Origin of the sequence: Caulobacter sp. B11, from assembly GCF_002737765.1 — a bacterium.
Classification (GTDB): Bacteria; Pseudomonadota; Alphaproteobacteria; order Caulobacterales; family Caulobacteraceae; genus Caulobacter.
This window is the reverse complement of record NZ_PEGG01000382.1, coordinates 1-2,843: the sequence shown is the minus strand read 5'-3', so window position 1 is coordinate 2,843 and position 2,843 is coordinate 1. Positions and strand designations below refer to the sequence as shown.

Here is a 2,843-nt window from a genome sequence, read left to right as displayed (position 1 = left end):
TCGGTGGTGACGAATTCGATACGCATCATGCGCTCCTACAGGGGACAAGAAGCCTTTTTCCTCGCTGATAGGCCTAATCCCCATCTGATGAAAAGAAACAATTGTCACGCCCTGTCGGCTACCCGGCCAGGCTGTCTCCAACGAAGCTGACGACAGCGGTTGTGCCCATGCGAATGGGCCGTGTAGAAGAGGCCGATCTTTTCCGGGGTTCGCGTCGCGAATCCGCCAGCCCCCCGATCCCCCATCCATGCGCCTGATCGAACGCTATCTCTTTCGCCAGTTGCTTGGGCCCACGGTCCTGGCCACCGGCGCCCTCGCGGCCCTGGCCCTCCTGGCGCGCAGCCTCTCGGAATTCGAGCTGCTGGTCGATCAGCGCCAGAACGCCGTCGTGTTCCTGAAGATCATCGCCCTGGCCATGCCGGCCCTGGTCGGAATCATCCTGCCGATCGCCCTGTTCGTCGCGGCGCTGGTGGCGCTCAACAGGCTTCATACGGAACAGGAAATCGTCGTCTGCTTCGCCGGCGGGATGAGCCGCTGGCGGGTGATCTCCCCCGCCATGCGCCTAGCCATCGGCGCCGGCCTGATTTCCCTGGCCCTGAGTCTCTGGGCCCAGCCGTGGAGCGCACGGCAAATCCGCGAAACCTCCTTTGCCGTGAAGACCGACCTGGCCTCCACCCTGGTCCGGCCAGGCGAGTTTACCGAGCCAGGACCCGGCCTGACCGTTTACGCCCAGTCGATCGACCGTGACGGCCTGATCCACAACCTGTTCATTCACCAGGAAAAGCCCAATGGCGGCGCCACCACCTACACCGCCCGTGATGGTGTAATCGCCGAGCGCAACGGCTTTCCGATCCTGATCATGCGCCGAGGCTCCAATCAGGAGTTCTCCAGCGCCGGGGTGCTGAACTACCTATCGTTCGACGAATATGTCTTCGATCTGTCCAACCTGTTCCAGAGCGACGAGTTGCTGCACTACAAGATCGCCGACCGCTATCCGCACGAGCTGTTTTTCCCGGACCTGACCCAGGAGTGGGAGCAGAAGAACAGGGTCAAGCTTCTGGCCGAGGGCCACTGGCGCTTGGCCAGCCCGCTCTATCCCGTCGCCATGATGGCCATGGCCCTGGCCGCCGTGATCGGCGGCTCGTTCAGCCGCATGGGCTATGGCCGCAGAATCGCCGGGGTCGGCGCCGTGGCCATCGTGGTTCAGGTGATCGGCTACGGCGTGAAGGCGGCGTGTGACGACAGCGAATGGCTCAATGTTCTGCAATATCTCGTGCCGCTGAGTGCGATCTGGTGGGGCATGAGCCAGATCTTCCGCCAGAAGGTGACACGCTACGTGGCCATCGGCTTGGCCGGCGGCGAGCAAGGGCTGGGTCTGGCATGAGTTTCGGCGTCGGCATGCTTGAGCGCTATGTGCTGCGCAAGACCGTCGCTTCCCTGGCGGCCGCCCTGGCGGTGCTGGGCGCGCTGGTCATGCTGGTGGCCTTCGTCGACATCGCGCGCAGCGTGGGCACACGGGCCGAGGCCGGATTCCTCGAGCTGCTCTTCCTGACCGTACTGCAGGCGCCCGCCACCATCCTGGTGCTAGCCCCGTTCCTGTTCCTGTTTGGCACCCTGGGGCCTTTGTCGGCCTCAATCGACGTAGCGAGCTGATCGCCATGCGCGCCGCCGGCGTTTCAGCCTGGCGCTTTATCTTGCCCGCCGCGACCTTCGCCTTCGTGGTCGGCGTGATCTCCGTAACCGCCCTCAACCCGCTGACGGCGGCCATGAGCGCGCAGTACGAAACCTCCCGCGACGCCCTGTTGGAGAACTACCTGAAGTCCGCGCCCAAGGGATGTGGCTACGGCAGGGCGACGAAAAGCGCCAGATCGTCATCCGGGCGCGAGTTCGAGATCAGGTGGACGGAACAGTCAGGCTTCGGGGCGTCTCGATGTTCATCTACGACGTCGACAAGAACGGCGTCCTGGCCTTTTCAAGTCGCGTCGAAGCCAATGAGGCCAGGCTCGAGCCGGGCTTCTGGCGCCTGACCAATGTCCGCGAGGCCCAGCCCGGGTCGCGCGCGGTCCGGGCTGCGTCCCAGTCGATCCCCTCGAACCTCGACGACCGCACCGCTTCGGAACGGTTCAACAACCCGCAGGCCATCGCCGTCTGGCGCCTGCCCGAGACCATCAAGAACACCGAGAAGGCCGGTTTCTCTTCGGTGCCGTTCCAGTTGCGCCTGCACCAGATCCTAGCCACGCCCGTCCTGTTCGCGGCGATGTCGGTGCTGGCGGCGGCCTTTTCATTGCGGCTGATGCGGCTGGGCGGCCTGGCGGGCCTGGCCGGAGCCGGGGTCGCCCTTGGTTTCGCCTTCTTTTTCTTCAACGAACTGTGTGGGGCCCTTGGCAAGGCCGGAGTCCTCACCCCGGCGGTCGCCGCCTGGACGCCGCCCGTCGTGGCGCTTTTGGCGGGTTTGACGCTGCTTTGTTATACCGAGGATGGTTGAGTCTGTGTCGCCAGGATCGAGGTCGTTGATGATGGATGCGCGCGGACAAGCGAACAGGAGCGGCCGGATCGCTCTGCTGGTCGGAGCCGCCTGGCTGGCGATGGGCGGCCTGGCGCAGGCCCAGCAGGGCTTTGCCGAGATTCCTACCGTCGCCGCGCCGCCCGCCCAGGTTCAGGACGGACTTGGCGACGCCGGCTACTATCTTGAAGCCGACCTCCTGATCCGTGACGACAAGGCCCAGACCCTGACGGCCCGCGGCGACGTCGAGGCCCGCTATCAAGGGCGCACCCTGCGCGCCCAGGAAGTGGTCTACGACACGGGCACCGGCGTGGTCACCGCCCATGGCAAGGTCGCCTTG

The 2,843-nt window shown here is 65.1% G+C and carries 1 protein-coding gene and 2 pseudogenes; all 3 read left to right on the top strand.

Annotated features, from left to right (window positions below):
• Nucleotides 1–247: 247 nt before the first annotated feature.
• A complete protein-coding gene (gene lptF, locus CSW58_RS13175; protein ID WP_099447583.1) occupies nucleotides 248–1,384 on the top strand; it encodes an LPS export ABC transporter permease LptF in 1,137 nt (378 codons plus the stop codon).
• A pseudogene (gene lptG, locus CSW58_RS13170) lies at nucleotides 1,381–2,485 on the top strand (LPS export ABC transporter permease LptG). Before lptF ends, lptG begins: the two are co-directional and overlap by 4 nt.
• Nucleotides 2,486–2,513: 28 nt before the next feature.
• Nucleotides 2,514–2,843 (top strand): annotated as a pseudogene (locus CSW58_RS13165) (LPS-assembly protein LptD); the annotation flags it as partial.

Bases quoted from the DNA above. Each gene is read 5' to 3' on its own strand.
- lptF (WP_099447583.1), top strand. From the start codon at position 248: ATGCGCCTGATCGAACGCTATCTCTTTCGCCAGTTGCTTGGGCCCACG.